This is a genomic window from Cellulomonas sp. HD19AZ1, assembly GCF_004535805.1.
GTDB lineage: Bacteria > Actinomycetota > Actinomycetes > Actinomycetales > Cellulomonadaceae > Cellulomonas > Cellulomonas iranensis.
The window spans coordinates 346,075-362,269 of sequence record NZ_SPHX01000001.1 but is presented as its reverse complement, the minus strand read 5'-3'; the positions used below and the strand labels follow the sequence as shown (position 1 = coordinate 362,269).

The 16,195-nt window shown below is 76.1% G+C and carries 13 protein-coding genes; 4 read left to right on the top strand and 9 right to left on the bottom strand.

What is annotated here, in order from left to right:
- Positions 1 to 36: 36 nt before the first annotated feature.
- From E4A51_RS01620 to E4A51_RS01610, 3 genes are all read right to left on the bottom strand, one after another.
- Positions 37 to 1,626 (bottom strand): DUF5719 family protein, encoded by a 1,590-nt coding sequence (locus E4A51_RS01620; protein ID WP_134850705.1) that lies wholly within the window; start codon positions 1,624 to 1,626, stop codon positions 37 to 39.
- Positions 1,623 to 5,291: a glycosyltransferase gene (locus E4A51_RS18905; RefSeq protein ID WP_134850704.1), complete on the bottom strand. Its 3,669-nt coding sequence runs from the start codon at positions 5,289 to 5,291 to the stop codon at positions 1,623 to 1,625. Before E4A51_RS18905 ends, E4A51_RS01620 begins: the two co-directional genes overlap by 4 nt.
- Before the next feature lie 82 nt (positions 5,292 to 5,373).
- The gene (locus E4A51_RS01610) at positions 5,374 to 5,703 is read right to left on the bottom strand and encodes a WhiB family transcriptional regulator (RefSeq protein ID WP_046528761.1); all 330 of its coding nucleotides are present in this window, start codon (positions 5,701 to 5,703) and stop codon (positions 5,374 to 5,376) included.
- Positions 5,704 to 5,962: 259 nt separating this feature from the next.
- On the opposite strand from E4A51_RS01610, the gene E4A51_RS01605 reads away from it, so the two are divergent.
- Positions 5,963 to 6,679: a TIGR03089 family protein gene (locus E4A51_RS01605; RefSeq protein ID WP_134850703.1), complete on the top strand. Its 717-nt coding sequence runs from the start codon at positions 5,963 to 5,965 to the stop codon at positions 6,677 to 6,679.
- Between the two features lie 84 nt (positions 6,680 to 6,763).
- Positions 6,764 to 7,636: a glucose-1-phosphate thymidylyltransferase RfbA gene (gene rfbA, locus E4A51_RS01600; RefSeq protein WP_134850702.1), complete on the top strand. Its 873-nt coding sequence runs from the start codon at positions 6,764 to 6,766 to the stop codon at positions 7,634 to 7,636.
- A 69-nt stretch (positions 7,637 to 7,705) separates the two neighbouring features.
- Here the strand turns inward: rfbA and E4A51_RS01595 are convergent, their stop codons facing one another.
- From E4A51_RS01595 to E4A51_RS01580, 4 genes are all read right to left on the bottom strand, one after another.
- A complete protein-coding gene (locus E4A51_RS01595) occupies positions 7,706 to 9,769 on the bottom strand; it encodes a DUF2142 domain-containing protein (protein WP_134850701.1) in 2,064 nt (687 codons plus the stop codon).
- Between the two features lie 141 nt (positions 9,770 to 9,910).
- The gene (locus tag E4A51_RS01590; protein WP_070319450.1) at positions 9,911 to 11,461 is read right to left on the bottom strand and encodes a DUF2142 domain-containing protein; all 1,551 of its coding nucleotides are present in this window, start codon (positions 11,459 to 11,461) and stop codon (positions 9,911 to 9,913) included.
- A gap of 88 nt (positions 11,462 to 11,549) precedes the next feature.
- Complete coding sequence (locus tag E4A51_RS01585) at positions 11,550 to 11,933, bottom strand: DUF2304 domain-containing protein (RefSeq protein ID WP_070319451.1); 384 nt, start codon at positions 11,931 to 11,933, stop codon at positions 11,550 to 11,552.
- 4 nt (positions 11,934 to 11,937) lie between these two features.
- Positions 11,938 to 12,618 (bottom strand): glycosyltransferase family 2 protein, encoded by a 681-nt coding sequence (locus E4A51_RS01580; RefSeq protein WP_070319452.1) that lies wholly within the window; start codon positions 12,616 to 12,618, stop codon positions 11,938 to 11,940.
- A gap of 83 nt (positions 12,619 to 12,701) precedes the next feature.
- Between E4A51_RS01580 and E4A51_RS01575 the strand changes: the two genes are divergently transcribed.
- A complete protein-coding gene (locus tag E4A51_RS01575) occupies positions 12,702 to 13,730 on the top strand; it encodes a hypothetical protein (protein WP_134850700.1) in 1,029 nt (342 codons plus the stop codon).
- A gap of 19 nt (positions 13,731 to 13,749) precedes the next feature.
- Here the strand turns inward: E4A51_RS01575 and E4A51_RS18510 are convergent, their stop codons facing one another.
- Together E4A51_RS18510 and rffA are read right to left on the bottom strand one after the other, a co-directional pair.
- Complete coding sequence (locus E4A51_RS18510; RefSeq protein ID WP_070319454.1) at positions 13,750 to 14,538, bottom strand: GNAT family N-acetyltransferase; 789 nt, start codon at positions 14,536 to 14,538, stop codon at positions 13,750 to 13,752.
- A 3-nt stretch (positions 14,539 to 14,541) separates the two neighbouring features.
- Positions 14,542 to 15,690, bottom strand: a complete 1,149-nt coding sequence (gene rffA / locus E4A51_RS01565; RefSeq protein ID WP_134850699.1) for a dTDP-4-amino-4,6-dideoxygalactose transaminase — start codon at positions 15,688 to 15,690, stop codon at positions 14,542 to 14,544.
- 94 nt (positions 15,691 to 15,784) lie between these two features.
- On the opposite strand from rffA, the gene E4A51_RS01560 reads away from it, so the two are divergent.
- Entirely contained in the window at positions 15,785 to 16,195 is a 411-nt protein-coding gene (locus E4A51_RS01560; protein WP_070319456.1) for a GtrA family protein, read from the top strand.

Below are 16,195 nucleotides of genomic sequence, written 5' to 3'. Positions count from 1 at the left end.
CGCGCGTGCGGCGTGCGGGACGTCCCGCGCGCCGCGTCAGCCGCGCGCGGCGGCCGGGTCCTCCCGGACGGTGCGGTCCTTCGCCCGGCCGTTGACCGGCACGGGGTCGAGCACCGCCACCAGGTCGCCGTCGGCCTGCGCGACCGTCAGCGTGACGCCCCACGCGAGCGGCGTGCCGCCGTCCGGCTCGAGCTCCAGCGCGACCGCACCCGCCGCGACGTCGGCGACGTCCCACGCGCCCGTCGTGCCGGCGTCGACCGTCACCGGGACCTCCGACAGGACCGCCCCGTCACGGTCCAGAGCACGCAGCGTCGCGCGCGTCCTGCTGCGGTCCTCGTCGTCCTGACCGACCGCGGCCACCACCAGCCGGGCCGCGATCCCCCGGGGCAGGGCGACGACGCCGTGCACGTCCGTCGCCGTCGACGCCGACCACGCGCGCTCGACACGCGCCTCGTCGTCCAACGCGCCCGGCACGCCCGACCTCGACACGACCGCCGCGGCCACGACCGGGACGTCCGCGTCGACCACCGCGGTCCAGGTCCCCGCCGGCAGACCTCCGAGCGGCACGTCCACGACCTCGCCGGGCGCGAGCGGCACCTCGTCCGCACCGGGCAGCGCGACGGGCCCGTCGGCGCCCAGCAGCGACACGCGCGCCGTCGTCGCCGCGTCACCGGGAGCCAGCAGGCGCAGCACCGGCGCGTCCGACGCCCCCACGGCCGAGGCCTCCACGTCGAGACCCGTGACGACCTGCCGCGCGGCGGGTGCGGCCCCCGGGACGACGAGGTCGGTGCCCGCCGGCGTGAAACCGAGCACCGCGGTGTCCTGGACGCGCGCGGCGACCTGCCCGCCGGCCACGGTGACGTGCACCACGAGGGCCGACTGCCCCGCGGCCGTACCTCCGAGGTCGACCGTGCGGGTCGCGCCCGGCCCCACGACGTGCTGCGCGGTCGTCTGCTCGACCGGTCCGTTCGGACCGAAGACCTCGAGCGTGACCTGGGCCGCGGTGAGACCCGGGTTGCTCAGCACGAGCGTCGACGTGGACCCGATGCCGGTCGCGCCGCCGACGAGCCAGTCGTCGGAGGACGGCGCCCGGCACGAGGCGGCCGCGAGACCGCGCGCGTCGCCGTCCGTCACGACCGACGCGCCGGTCGCGGCCGCCACGGGCGCGTCGTCCCGCGGCTCCGCGCGCACGACCAGCGGACCGGCGACGTCGGCGAGGTGGGCAGCGCCCCCGCCGGCCACGAGGTCCGCGAGCGCGGTGCCCCCGCCCAGCGGCGCGACCGCCAGCGCACCGGCGCCCGAGCCCTCCGCCGTGACGGCGTCCACCGTGACCACGGGTGCCACGGGGGCCGGGTCGAACGCCGCGTCGCCACGGACCGTGCGCTGCGGGAGCAGGACCGGCCCCGGGCACTCGAGCGTGACGGGGGTCGGCGCCACCTCGACGTCCACCGCGGGCAGGGCGCGCGCGTCGGCCGTGCCGAGCTGCGTGCCCGCGACGACGGCGCCGGCGGTCAGGCCCAGCACCGCGACGCCGGACACGATGCGCAGGGCGCGCCCGCCCCGCCGGGCAGGACGCTCGCGGCGCGTCGTGCCCTCGGGTTCCGGTGCGGTGGTCTCGTGCGTCACGTCCGCACCCCTCGACGTCGTCGTAGCGGCAGCGCGAGCAGCAGGGTCACCAGCGTCGTCGCCCCGAGGGCCAGGAGCCACGGGGTGCGCAGCGGGGTGACGTGGCGGATCTCGAGCGTGCCTCCGTCGGGACCCAGCGCGAACGCCTGCCGCCAGCCCGCGTCGGCCGCCGGCAGCGGACGCCCGTCGAGCCACGCGCGCCAGCCCGCGTCGGCGCGCTCGGCCAGCACCAGGACGCGGTCGCCGTCGCCCGCGGGGAGCGTCGTGCCGCCCCGACGCGCGTCCGCCGCGACCGGCTCGGCGACCGGGTCGACGACGTCCGCCCCCGCCGGGAGGACACGCGCCCAGGAGGCCACGGCGGTCCCCTCGGCCGCGCGGACACGCCACAGGGTGCCCGAGCCGTCGTGCGTGACGCGCTCGAGCCCGGCGGTGGCGTCGAGGACGCCGACGAGCCTGGACCGCGCGGCCCGTGCCGCGGGTGCGTCCTCGCGCACCCCCGGGACGAGCACGTCGGCGACGCCGAGCGCGGCGACGTCGGGGGCGACGTCGCCCGCTGCGCCCTGCGCGAGCCGCGCCGCCAGCGCGTCGACCTCGGTCGCGGCGTCGTCGCGCTCGACGGCGGACGGCGCGTCGAGCGGCCCCGTGACGCCGCGGGTCGCGACGGCCGCCGCGTGGTCGACCTGCTGGTCGCCGTCGGCGCGCAGGAGCGCCCAGCCCACCGTGCCGTCCGCACGCGCCTCGAGGGACAGGATCCGTGACGCCGCGTCGGACTGCGCGCCCTGCTGCCCCACGACCGGGACCACCGGTGCGGACAGCGCGCGCAGGGTCGCCGCGTCGCTCATGCGGGCCGACCAGCCCCACCCGACGAGCGCGGTGGTCACGGCCACGACCCCGGCGGCCGTGCCCAGGGCGACGACGGCCTGCCGCCACCCGAAGGTCTGGCGGGCGAGCCGGTCGGTCATGCCGTCCGCACCGAGAACGGCGGCGCCGAGCAGCCCCAGCAGCGTCAGCGACACGGTCGCACCCGTCCAGGCCGGCGCGACGGCGTCCGCGGTCACGGTGGCGGGCAGCGCCTGGACCAGCACGCCGGCACCGACCCCGACGGCGGCGACGGCCCAGCACGTGCGCACGCCGCGCGCGACCGCACGGCCGCGCAGCAGCGCCGCGGCGGCCAGGGCGAGGAGCACCGCTCCGCCGAGGTACGGCCAGACCTGCGCGAGCACGCCGGGGAGCGCGGCGGGGACGAGGGCCGCGGGGTCGGTCGGCACCCCGAGGAGACGTTCGAGCGTGGTCGCGGGCGCCGCCGCGGCGGCCGGACCGGGGTCGGCGAGCAGCAGCCGGACGCCCTCGACGCCTCGTGCGCCGGCCTCGGCGAGGAGCGGCGCGAGCAGCACGAGCGACGGCACCGCCGTGGCGAGCACGCGCAGCCGGGCCCGCGGCACGACGGTCGCGACCAGGACGAGCAGCACGAGGGCGGGGACGAGCAGGACGGGCGCTGCAGCCGTCACCACGGCGAGCGCGAGCGCGGCACCCGCGGCGGCCGCCACCGAGCCCGTGGGGTCGGGCGCACCCACGAGCGCCGGCGCGCGCTCCTCGTCGGTCGACGCGGGCGCGGGGTCGTGCGTGACCGGCGCGGCAGCGACGACGGCGCCCGAGACGGGACCACGGGGTGCCGGCACCTCGGGCACGCCGCGCACCGGCGTCTCGACGTGCGCCTCGTCCCCCGGGGGCGGGGAGGGCGGCGCGGCGGTCGCGGGACCTGCCGTGGGGTCGGTCGACCGACCGCCGCCCACGCGTGCGTGGGACGCGGTGTCCCAGCGCTCCGCGGCGGCGGCGGCCCGGGCCTCCGCCTCGGCGTCCGCGTCGAGGCGCTCGTCACGCCGCGCGGTCGAGATCCCCGACAGCACCTGGTCGACGCGCTGCACGCCGACGGCGCGCGCGAGGCCGAGCGCGACCCACGGCAGCGCGGCGTGCGCGAGCACGGCACCGACCCGGCCGTCCCCGACCGCGAGGAGCAGCGTCGGGGCCGAGGCCCACACGAGCGCGGCCCACGCACGCACGCCGACCGAGCGCGTCGCGGCGCCGGCCGCGAACCACGCCCCGACGCCCGCGATCACGGCCCCGCCCAGCACGACCGTCGCGAGCGCGGCACCCGGGTCACCGCCCAGCACGGCGGCCAGCGCGGCCAGCACGACGACGAGCGGGTCCGCCGGCCCCGGGGAGCCCACGCCGCCCGAGACCCAGCCCGAGGTCGCGGCGTCCCACACGTCGCCGAGCGAGGTCGTGGCACGCGCGAGCGCGTCGCCCACGAGCGGGGCGCCCGCGACCACCGGGCCGACGAGCCGCCCCAGCGCCACCGCCGAGGCCGCGACGAGCAGCACCAGGACGACGGCGGCCGTCACGCGGCGGCGGGTCGCGAGCGCCGCGAGCTCGCGCAGCTCGAGCTCGCTGGGCGCCGACGTGACCCGACGCGCCTCGCGGCGCGCCAGCCGGCGGTCGCGGGACTGCCGCCAGACGTCGCGCCACCCGGCCTGCAGCGGCCGCAGCGTCCGGCGGGAGACGGCCCGGCTCGCCCGCGCCCGGCGTCGCGCACGGACCACGGGCATCGGCCGGAGCAGCACGAGGAGCGCGACCCGCACCTCGGCGAGCGCGAGCCGGGGCCGCTTGAGCGCGATCTGCCCGAGGCACCGCAGCGCGGCGGCCGCGACGACCATGACCACGACCGCGGGGAGCAGCGCGAGCGGGGCGCCCGCGAGCCGCGAGTGCAGCAGGGCGTACCGGCGCGCCGCGAACGACCGCGTCGGGTCCGCCGAGTCGGGCTCGCCGTCGCCGTCGAGGTCCACCTCGGGAGGGGCGGGCCCGTCGCCGTCGCGCGCCCCGCCGCGGGCGGGCCGGAGCCCGTGGTACGCGGCCTGCGCGTGCCGGACGACGGCCGTGGGGACGACCACGACCCGGTGGCCCGCCAGCCGGGCTCGGCGCGACAGGTCGAGCCCGTCGCCGAACGGCCCCAGCGCCGGGTCGGTGCCGCCCAGCGCGTCCCACACGTCGCGGCGGACGAGCGCACCGGCCACGCCGACGCCCAGGACGTCGGTCCGGCCGTCGTGCTGCCCCTGGTCGAGCTCTCCCGGTTCGACGTCGGCGTGCCGGCGGCCCGAGCGCGTCGTGCGCACACCGACCTCGAGCAGGCGCTCGGGCTCGGTCCAGGTGCGCTGCTTGCAGCCCGCGACGGCCACGGACGGCGCGTTGGAGACCGTCCGGACGAGGCGCGCGAGCGCCTCGGGCGCGGGGGCGCTGTCGTCGTGCAGCAGCCACAACCACGGCGTGGGCCGCTCGTCGACCGCGTCGGCGAGCGTCGTCAGGCCCGCCGTCACGGCCTCGCCGAACGTGCGCGCGTGCGGGGCGCGCACGGTCGCCAGGCGCGGCACCGGCTGCGGGGCGGTCGCGAAGACCTGGTCGAGCACGAGCCCGACGTGCTGGTCCTCCCCCGGCGCGACGTCGACGAGCAGCACGCGCATCGGACGCCGCGTCTGCGACGCGAGGGCCCGCAGCGTCGTCGTGAGGTAGCCCGTGCGTCCGCGGGTGACCACCACGGCGGTCACGGGTGTGGTCACCGGTACCGCAGCGGTCGTCAGGAGGGGGTCCACGGGGGACAGCGTGTCAGTCATGCTCGCGCCATGATGCGCGACGGCGCGGGTCCACGACGGCAGGTCGCCCCGGCGTGGCGCGACGTGCCGTGCGTGCGGGCCGTCAGACCACGCGCCGCTTCAGCTTGCGGCGCTCGCGCTCGGACAGGCCGCCCCAGATGCCGAAGCGCTCGTCGTTGGCCAGGGCGTACTCGAGGCACTCGGACCGCACGTCGCACTGCGTGCAGACCTTCTTCGCCTCGCGCGTCGAGCCGCCCTTCTCGGGGAAGAACGCCTCGGGGTCGGTCTGCGCGCACAGGGCGCGCTCCTGCCACCCCATGGGGCCGTCGTCCTCGGGCGTGCCGAACAGCGACAGCACGTTGCCGTTCGCGGGCGCGGGAGCAGGGGTCGCGGCGTCGGTCGGGAAGCTCTCGTCGTCGAGCAGGTGCCACATACGTGCCTCCGCGGGTGTTCGTGCTCGGTGCTGCTCGTGCTGGCCGGCTGCCAGGGTCTCGTCCCTGATCCGACGGACCGGCCGGTGCGGCCCGGTCCCTCGGACGGCCGCGTCCGACGTGCTCCATGAGTCAGTTCTCAGGGAATTACACGCGTGTCGTTCGCGATCGTCAACCGGAGGCGTGCTAGATGCCCGAGTTGTCCGGGTGAAAGTTGCGTGCGTACGGCGTGGCGTCCACGCGTGTCTAGATTGAGGGCCCATGGAGACACCAGCCGCACCCGCCCCGTCCGACGTCGCGACGCTGCTCACGCAGCTGCAGCGCGAGCCCGGCCGCCCCCGGATCACGTGGTACGGCGGCCTCGGCGAACGCGTCGAGCTGTCGGGTGCGGTCCTCGCGAACTGGGTGACGAAGACGACCAACCTGCTCGTCGAGGAGTTCGACGCCGGGCCGGGGACCCGGGTGCTGCTGGACCTCCCGCCGCACTGGCGGACCCTCGTGTGGGCCCTCGCGACGTGGCGCACGGGGGCCGGCGTCGTCGTCGCGCCCGCACCGGCGCCCGACGTGGTCGTCACCGACCGCCCGGAGACGCACGCGGCCGCCGCCGACGTCGTCGCCGTCGCGCTCCCCGCGCTCGCACGCCGGTTCGACGGCGCGCTGCCGCCGCGTGCGGTCGACGCCGCGGCCGCGGTCATGACGTACGGCGACGCGCTCGGCTGGGTGCCCGAGCCCGACGCGGCGCACGACGCGCTCCCCGGCGTGCCGCACGCCCGCCTCCTGACGAGCGCCGACGGCCACGTCGCGCCCGGCACGCGGCTGCTGCACCACGTGCCGGCCGGCGCCGTGACGCCCGCCGAGCTCCTGCGGGAGGTCGCGGTGCTCGCCGCCGACGGCTCGCTCGTGCTGCTCGCGCCCGACGCGGGTGTCGACGTCGAGCGTGTCGCCGCGTCCGAGCGCGCCACCACCAGCGCCTCCTGACGCGTCCCGTCCCGCGGCGACCGGGCGGGACGACGACCGGAACGCGCGCCCCGGCCGGGGCACCGATGCGCCAGACTAGGCCGCATGCGAGGAATCATCCTGGCCGGTGGATCCGGCACGCGACTGCACCCGATCACGCTCGGCGTCAGCAAGCAGCTGGTGCCGGTGTACGACAAGCCGATGATCTACTACCCGCTCTCGACGCTCCTCCTCGCGGGCATCCGGGACGTCCTGGTCATCACCACGCCGCACGACGCGGAGCAGTTCCAGCGCCTGCTCGGCGACGGCTCGCAGTTCGGGATCTCGATCTCGTACACCGTGCAGGCCGAGCCCAACGGGCTCGCCCAGGCCTTCGTGCTCGGCGCCGACTTCGTCGGCTCCGACGCCGCGGCGCTCGTGCTGGGCGACAACATCTTCTACGGCCCCGGTCTCGGCACCCAGCTGCAGCGGTTCGACCGGATCGACGGCGCGGCCGTCTTCGCCTACCGCGTCGCGGACCCCACCGCGTACGGCGTCGTGGAGTTCGACGACCAGGGCCGCGCGCTGTCGCTCGAGGAGAAGCCGGCGCACCCCAAGTCGTCGTACGCCGTGCCGGGCCTGTACTTCTACGACAACGACGTCGTGGAGATCGCGCGCGACCTGCAGCCGTCGGCGCGCGGCGAGTACGAGATCACCGACGTCAACCGGCACTACCTCGAGCAGGGCCGCCTGCAGGTCGAGGTCCTGCCGCGCGGCACGGCCTGGCTCGACACGGGCACGTTCGACTCGCTGCTGGAGGCGTCCGACTACGTGCGGACCATCGAGAGCCGCCAGGGCCTGAAGATCGGCTCGCCCGAGGAGGTCGCCTGGCGGCGCGGCTTCCTCTCAGACGACGAGCTGCGCGTGCGCGCGGAGAAGCTCGTGAAGTCCGGCTACGGGAGCTACCTGCTGAGCCTGCTGGAGTCGGGCGACCGCTGACCTCGGGCGGTCCCACGGACGTGGCGGCCCGGCTCGGCACCGACGGTGCCGGGCCGGGCCGCCCTCGTCTCAGAGGTAGTACTTCTGCGCGATCACCAGCACGCTCGTGACGTGCAGCGCGAGCACCCCGACGGCCACCACCCAGGCGGCGACCGCCGCGGCCGGCCGACGACGGCTCAGCCGCTCCGCCAGCAGCGGCGGCAGCGCCAGCAGCGCCGGCACGATCATCAGCAGGTACCGGCCCTGCAGCAGGTTCGTCAGGCCCGTCGACCGGAAGTACCCGTACTCGACCACGTACATGCCGAGCAGCGCCCCGAGACCCGACAGCACGCACAGCGCGACCATGCGGTCGATCCCCCGGACCTCCTCGTCCACGACCCCGCGGCGACGGTCCCGCACCAGCAGCACGAGCCACGTGATCGTGGCCACCGCGAGGAGCAGGTACGACGCCCAGATCACCTGCTGCGCGCCGAACGGCAGCGGGGTGTTGACCCAGCCGAAGTTGCCCCACATCTGGTCGACCCAGAGCTGACGGAACTCCGCGAGGTCGGTGCTGACCTGCGTCCGGACGTAGTCGAGCACGCCGCGCGGACCGTCGGGCGCGCCCTGCGGGAAGCCCAGCCCCGTGTCGATGCCGAGCACGCGCGCAGCGACCAGCCACACCCCGTAGGTCAGTGCCACGCCGACGGCGGCGAGCAGCGGCTCGACGAGCAGCACCCGCCAGTCGCGCACCCGGTAGCGGATCTTGCCCAGGAACCAGCCGAGGGCGATCGGGAGGACCATGAGCGCCGCGAACGGCTTGCCGAGCGCGGCGGCGCCCGCGACCGCTCCCGCGGCGAGCATCCACCACGGGCCGCGCGCCGTGCGCACCAGACGTGCGCCGATCCACAGGGCCGCGAAGCCTGCGGCGATGACCCAGCCGTCGTTGTTCACGAGGGCGAACTGGTGCGCGAGCATCGGCTGCAGGGCGATCGCGGTCACGAGACCGGCGCGAGCCGTGCGTCGGCCGGGCAGCACCTCGCCGGCGAACAGCCAGGCGAAGACGATCGCGGCGACGCCGAGGAGCGCCGACCAGAGCCGGACGGCGTGCACCTGCGCGACCGTGTCGTCCGGGGCCAGCTGGTAGAACAGCGCGCCGATCGCGTAGTACGGCGGCGGGTAGGACGCCGCCGGGCCGGTGCCGTCGGAGTCGGTGCCGGCCGCCGCGTCCTCGCGGCGCAGCCGCTCGACCGACGCGTCGTCGTAGTCCGGGCGGTCGGTGGGCGCGAACCGCGAGACCCGCATCTCCTGGGCCGCCGCGCCGAGCGAGTCGGAGTAGGCCTGCGAACGCTCGTCGGTGTTCCAGTTGGGGAGCCGCCCCTCCTCCGCGATGAACTGCACGTTCGCGAAGTGGGCGGGTTCGTCCATGCCCTGCAGCGGGGGGATCAGGACCGACCAGAGCAGCCCTCGCGCCAGCACCAGGACGATCACGGTCACCAGTCCCCAGCGTGGGCGCAGCGCGAGCAGCGCCACACCCGCCAGGACGAGGGCGGCCAGGGTGACGACCCACGCGGGCGATCCCCACACGGGCGCGTAGGCCGCCACACGGTCGAGGACGTCGTCGACCACCGAGAGCATCGGGCGGTCCCGCTCGCCGTACAGCGCGACGGCGGCGGGGTTGCCGTCGAGCGTCTCCCAGATCGCCGGGGGAAGCGGGGAGTCCTCCGTCACGCTGAGCGTGACGGTGAAGTCCTCGCCCTGCGAGTCGGGGATCGGCTCGAACTCGACGAGCGGGGTGAGGACCGTGTCGGGGAGGTCGTCGCACGCGGTGTCCTGCGACGCGAGCTGCTCGCCGTCCCGCTCGATCGTCGTCGTCAGCGTGCAGTCGGCCGAGTCCATCCACGTGCCGAGCACCATGCCGACCGCGCTCAGGTCGTCCTCGGTCGCCGTGAGGTCGAACGAGAACGGCTCGCCCGTCGCGAGCACGCCGTCGCCCTCGGTCAGGGTGAACCCTTGCGTGACCGCGCCCTGCTGCGGGCCGACACGCGCGGACAGCGCCAGCACCAGACCGAGCAGCACGACCGCCGCGCAGAGCACCGGTGCCAGCCACCGGCGCGCACGGACCGCCCACCGACCGCCTTCACGTCGTCCCACGCTGCCCACCGTGCCCTCGTCAGCGGTCGCCGACACCTTGCCTCCTCACGTGCGGCACCCGGCGGCGCACACGGCCAGCCATGGTGCCACACGCTCCATGGCGCGGAGGCCGGGAGTCCGTCGGCAGGGACGCGCGCGGGCTCAGGTGCGAGACGCGACCGAGGCGTCCTGCTCGCGGGCGAGGTTCTCCGCCGCGGGCTCGGGCGACGCACCGGCACCGACGGGCCGGACGTCGACGGCCGGCGCCGGCACCGGATCGGCCTCGCGCGCCACCCGTGCCAGCAGCACGACCCAGGCGAGGACCGCCAGCACGGCCCCGCCGACCAGCACGGCGACGGGCAGCGGGGGCTGCCACGGGTCCACCACCGGCTCGAACCACGGTGCCGACGTCCCCGCGACGTACCGGCGCAGGTTCTCGCCGAAGGCGAGGACCTGCACGACGCCCACGACCGCCAGCAGCAGCGACGACACGCGACGCGCGGCCGCGCCCGTGACCGGTGACCGTGCGTCGAGCAGCACGCCCGCGAGGAGCGGGACCCCGACCGAGACGGCCATGAGGTACCGCCCCTGCCAGGGCAGCCCCACCTGGGTGGCGTTCGGGACCTGGAGCACGACCGGGAGCGCGACGACCAGAGCGGCGACGCCGGCGAGCGCCAGCGCCTCCCGTCCCCGCGCGACGGCGAGCGCGAGCAGGACGAGGAGACCCAGCGCGGCGGCGAGCAGCAGGTAGACGCTGCCCGGCGAGGGCGTGTCGTGCCACCCGAACCGGCCGAACTGCTGCTCGACGTACGACGAGGTCAGACGCAGCACGTCGTTCAGCGCCTTCGCCGTGGTCAGCTCCGGGTAGGCGATGATGCCCGCCCCGGACACCGCACCCGCGCGCAGGATCCAGAGCACGGCTGCGACCGAGCCGACGACACCCAGGCCCAGGCCGGGCCACGCGCGCGCGTCCACGAGAGCGGCGCGCACGCACCGCCAGCCGGCGAGCACGGCCGCCGCGAGCACGATGATCGCCAGGAACAGCGGGGAGAACGCCTTCGCGTTGACCAGCAGGACCACGAGCACGCCGGCACGCCACCAGCGGCGGGACACCAGCCGGTCGTCCGGTTCGCGCAGCGCGATCGTCAGCGTGAGCCACAGACCGATCCCGGCGGCGGCCTCCACCGCGTTGGGGTTCACGGTGCTGTTCATGAAGACGACCATGGGCGTCGTGGCGACGGCCACGGCGGGGACGACCCAGCGGCGACGCGCCGTCTCGGCGACGGACCGCAGGCCGAGCGCGATGCAGAACCCCCCGAGGAGCGCGCTCATGAAGCGCATGAGGTAGAGGGTGCCGAGCCTCGGCTCGAGCACCGTCGGCAGCCCGACGACGGCGTAGTAGAGCGGGTTGTAGTTCCCGGCCGAGGTCGTCGCGCCCTGCGGCGCGGACACGTCCCCCCAGTCGGCGTCCCAGCACGAGGCCGGCTCGCTGGACCTGAACGCGAAGCAGCCGGGCATCTCGCCGGTCAGGCCGTAGATGCGAGGCAGCTCCGCCCGCCAGACCCCGACACGGGCCTCCTCCAGCGGCGCGCCGCGCACGAGCGCGGCCGCCCTCACGATGTGCGCCGGCTCGTCGGGGCCTGCGGCCATGGGGCTCGCGAGCGCCCAGACCCCGCCCAGCGCGGTGAGCACCGCCCACGAGAGCCAGAACACCGCTCGGGGGGACCACGGCGACCGGGCGCGCCGACGTGGGCGTGCGGACCGTCCGGCACCGACGGGGACCGACGGCTCCGGCTGCTGCTCAGCGCTCGTCGGCATCGCGTGCCCCTTCGTCGAGGGGGACGGGCGCCACGGCGGGGCGCGGCACGGCCTCGTCGACGGCGATCCGTCGCGCGAGCGACGTGATCTGCTGCTCCATGTCCCGGAACCGGCGGTAGGTCGTCACCATGTACAGCAGGAACGCGATGATCAGCCCGTACAGCAGCAGGTCGGTGCCGCGGCCCACGCCCACGAACTCGGCGATGAGGTTCCAGGTGTCGGGGAAGATCACCGACAGCGTCGCGAGCAGCGCCGCGAGGACGACGGTCACACGACGCAGCGCGAGGTGACGCGCACCCGAGGGCGGGCGCAGCCCCAGGACGAAGACGGCCGCGATCGCGACCACGAGCAGCAGCTTGATCAGCACGCGATTACCTGTAGATCATCTCGGTCAGGATGTTGACGGCGTTGAACACCGACTGCCCCTTGGAGCGCGAGTAGTCGGTGTAGAGGATGTGCACCGGGTGCTCGACCCAGCGCAGACCCGCGCGACCGACCTGCTCGATGATCTCCGAGGCGTGCGCCATCCGGTTCTGGCGGATCCGCAGCGTCGCGGCCGCCCGTCGGTTGAGGGCCCGCAGGCCGTTGTGCGTGTCGGTGAGGCGGACGCCCGTGGTGGCGTTGGAGTACACGATCGCCGCACGCAGCACCGCGCGCTTGACCGCTCCCGGCCGTGTCCGCGCGTCGAGGAAGCGCGACCCGAAGACGACGTCGGCCTCGTCCGTCCGCAGCCGCGACACCATCGCCACGGCGTCCTCCCGCTGGTGCTGACCGTCCGAGTCGAACGTCACCACGTACTGCGCCCCGAGCCGCAGCGCCGTCTCGAGGCCCGTCTGCAGCGCGGCACCCTGGCCCAGGTTGATCGGGTGCTCCACCACCAGCGCCCCGGCGTCGCGCGCGACCGCGGCCGAGTCGTCGGTGCTGCCGTCGTCCACGGCGACGACGAGGGGGAACGACGTGCGCAGGTCCCGGATCACGTCCCCGACGACCGCGCTCTCGTTGAACAGGGGCACGACCACGCACGTGTCGTCGTGGAGGGCCTGGTGGGCCACGGTGCAGACTCTTCCCTCGGACGGAGCGGACGGCACAGCCTACCCGTGCCCGACCGGGAAGCCGAGCCTCGTAGGCTCGGTGCGTGGAGTCCCAGAATCACTACTACGGCCACAGCAGCGCGCTCGCGCGGTACGCCGGGCTGCCAGGGCCCCGGCACCTGCCCGGCCTCGTGCAGCACGGCTGGACGGCGACGTCCCCGCTCGAGACGCACTTCCGGGACTTCCCGGCGGTCGGCGCCCCGGGCGGTCGGCGAGGACGTTCCCTGTTCGTGTGGTCCCACACGTCGCGCGCGTGGGACCCGCGCACCGCCCGCCGGCGCAGCGTCGCGATCGGCGCCCCGTGGCACTACCTGTGCGCGACGCTCGGGCCGCGGCCCGCCGGTTCGGGCACCGTGATCCTGCCGGTGCACGGGATCGCCACGCAGCCGCTGCTCGGCGACCACGCCGCGGTGGCTCGCGCGTGGGCCGAGACCGAGGGCCCGGCCACCGTGTGCCTGTACCACGTCGAGGCCGACGACCCCCGCGTGGTCCGCGCCTACGCGGACGCAGGTCACCGGGTGGTCACGCTCGGGCGTCGCACCGACCCGGCGTTCCTCGGACGGCTCCACACGTTGCTGACCGGTGCAGCACGCGTGGTGTCGAACCGGTTGTCGACCCCGGTGGTGTACGCCGCCGCTGTGGGTGTCGACGCCGTGGTCTCGGGTGACGCCATGCGCCTGGCCGGTGAGCGCCCGGACGACGCCGCCGCCGTGGCGGCCCGCTGGCCCGAGTTCTACGAACGGGGCAGCACGATCGCCGAGCGCACGAGCGTCGCCCGCGACGAGACCGGCGCCGACGCCGTGCTCACGCCCGACGACCTTCGCGCCCTGCTGGGCTGGGACCGCCGACGTCCCGGCCCGTGGCTGGACCACTGGCTGCGGGCGCCGGCGCACCGCGCCGCGACGCAGCTGGGCAGGCGGGCGTCCGGCTCGGCCTCCGACGCTCCCGCCGGGGACGCACCCTCGCTGTCCTTCGGGCGGTGGTTCGCCGCCGCGACGGAGTACCTGCCGCGCCCGCTGGGATCCGCCCCGGCGGTACCCGGGGAGCCGCTGGCGGTGCCGGTCCCCGACTGACGGACGCGCGCCGCGGCGGTCAGCCGCGCGCAGTCGCCGCGGCCAGCGCCGCCCGGCGCACGAGGTGCACCGTCTCGACCGCCGCGAACGGGCGCAGGCCGCGGCGGGCCCACGCGCGCTGCACGCGCACGTTCTGCACCTGCGTCGAGATCACCAGCCGCGCGGCGCCGGCCGCCGCGGCCCGGTCCTCGACGGCCGCGAGCAGGTCGCCGTACAGCCCTCGGCCCTGCGCCGACGGGACGAGACCCGCCAGCAGCACCTCGACGTGGTCGTCCCCCTCCGCCAGGGTGGCGACGCCCACCGGCTCCCCGTCCAGCATCTGCACGAGCACGTCGTCGGGGCTGCGGCGCACGGTGCCGGTGGCCCACTCCTCGTAACCCGCGAGGGCCGCGTCCGGGTCGAGCAGCGGGTCTGCCGTGTAGTGGTTGCCGTAGGCGGTGAACGAGGCCCGCACGACCGACCGCACCGCCGCCTCGGCGGCCGCGCGGTCGAGGTCACCCGACGGGACCACGTCCGTCCGCGTCGGCGGGTCGCCGCCGACGACGGGCTTCTCCCAGTACGTGAGCGCCCCGGCCGGCAGCACCGCGCGCGAGGTCGAGGCCAGCAGCGCCGGGACGTCCTGGCGCGCGACGTCGTACCGGGCGACGAGCACGTCCGCGGTCGAGGACTCGACCAGGTCGACCAGCTCGGTCCCCCGCACCTCCCCGGGCCCGACCGTCAGCCGGTGCACCTCGACGCCGAACCGGGCGGTGTCCGCGGGCGAGGGCGCGCAGACCACGCCGGGTGCGGCGAGCGCGTCCCAGGCCACGGGTCAGGCCGCCGCGGGGCGGAACGCCACGACGGCGTCCCGCACGCGCTCGACCGAGGAATCCGGCATCCCGGCCCACAGCGGCAGCCGCACCAGGCGCCCCGCGAAGTCGTCGGTCGCCGGGCACGGCGCGGGCGTGCGGCCGAACCGCCGGCCGGCGATCGACGAGTGCAGCGGGATGTAGTGGAACGTCGCGCCGACACCGGCCGCCCGCAGGTGGTCCAGCATCGCGTCGCGCGAGCCCCTGCTCGGCGCCAGCAGCCAGAACACGTGCGCCGGGTGCTCGGCCTCCGCCGGCGGTGACATGAGCGTGCCCCCGGAGGCGTCCGCCCAGTCCGCCAGGCCCTCGGCGTAGGCGTCCCAGATCGCGTGCCGACGCTTCTGGACGTCGTCGAACGCCTCCAGCTGGGCGGTGAGCACCGCCGCCGTCAGCTCGCTCGGCAGGTAGCTGGAGCCGCGGTCGATCCAGGAGTACTTGTCGACCTCACCGCGCAGGAACCGAGACCGGTCGGTGCCCTTCTCGCGCAGCACCTCGGCCCGCGGGCGTAGCGCGAGGTCGTTGATCAGCAGGGCACCGCCCTCGCCGCACTGGATGTTCTTCGTCGCGTGGAAGCTCTGCGCCGCCAGGACGCCGAACGTCCCGCACGACCGACCGGCCCAGCGGGCGCCCAGCCCGTGGGCGTTGTCCTCCACCACGGCGATGCCGGCCGCGTGCGCGATCGCGAGCACCCGGTCCATGTCCGGCGCGACGCCGCCGTAGTGCACGACCGAGACGGCCCGGGTGCGCTCGGTGACCGCCGCCTCCATGGCGTCGACGTCGAGGCTCCCGGTACGGGGGTCGATGTCCACGAAGACCGGCGTGGCGCCGGTCATGATGATGGACGCGGCCGTCGTGGAGAACGTGAAGCTCGGCACGACCACCTCGTCCCCGGGGCCGAGGTCGAGCAGCCAGCTCGCCAGCTCCAGGGCGTGCGTGCCCGAACCGGTGAGCAGGGCGTGCGGGGAGCCGGTGATCGACTCGATCCCGCGGGCGGCCCGGGAGGTGAACGGGCCGTCGCCGTGGGTGTGGCCGCTCTCGAGCACCGCGTCCAGGTACTCCAGCTCGCCAGGCGCGCGGAACGGCTTGGAGAACGGGATCCAGGCGTCGGTCATGGTTGACGAGGATAGGCCCCCGCAGGCGGGGGCTCCCGTACACTCGGCGCGTGCCCCTCAGCTCGTCCGCGCGCGTCTTCGCGCGCCCGCTCGCGTGACCGCGACCCTCGGGGGGCTCGTCCGGAGCGCCCTCGGCCACGAGCAGGTCCGCTACCTGCTGGTCGCGGGGACGACGACGCTGGGGTACCTCGCGCTGCTGGCCGGCCTGCTCGCCACCGGGCTGCCGTACATGTACGCGATCCTGCTGGCGCAGGCCGTCACCATCTCCGTGGCGTTCCCCACCTACCGCCGGCTGGTCTTCCGGTCCACGAACCCGTGGCGCCGCGACCTGCCGCGGTTCGTGGGCGTGTGGGGCGGCGGCTTCGTCGCGGGCGTCGTCGCGACGCCCGCGCTCGTCGAGCTCGCCGGCGTCCCGCCGCTCCCCGCCCAGGTGATCGCCGTCGTGGTGGTCGCCGTGCTGTCCTACCTGGGCCACCGGTACCTGAGCTTCGGCGGCCGCCGGTGA